This is a genomic window from Faecalibacterium sp. DFI.5.82 (assembly GCF_029076575.1).
Classification (GTDB): domain Bacteria; phylum Bacillota; class Clostridia; order Oscillospirales; family Ruminococcaceae; genus Faecalibacterium; species Faecalibacterium duncaniae.
Genome location: NZ_JARFIS010000594.1, coordinates 1 through 307, shown reverse-complemented (window position 1 = coordinate 307; position 307 = coordinate 1). Strand labels below are relative to the sequence as shown.

The 307-nt window shown below is 60.3% G+C and carries 1 pseudogene; it reads right to left on the bottom strand.

Annotated features, from left to right (window positions below):
- Positions 1-307 (bottom strand): annotated as a pseudogene (locus tag P0G09_RS18030) (F0F1 ATP synthase subunit beta); the annotation flags it as partial.

Sequence of the window (307 nt, the reverse complement as noted above, 5' to 3'; positions counted from 1 at the left end):
TACTGACCGGGCATACCGGTAAACTGCTCTGCAACATGGAAGCTCTGGCTCAGGAAGCGCTTCACCTTGCGGGCGCGGCTGACGGTCAGCTTGTCCTCTTCGCTCAGCTCGTCCATGCCCATGATGGCAAAGATATCCTGCAGCTCCTTGTAGCGCTGCAGCACCTTCTGACCATCGCGGGCGATCTCGTAGTGCTCCTGACCCACGACCTCGGGGCTGAGGATGCGGCTGGTGGAATCCAGCGGGTCCACAGCGGGGTAGATGCCCTGAGATGCAATGTCACGGTCCTGAGCCGTGACATTGCATC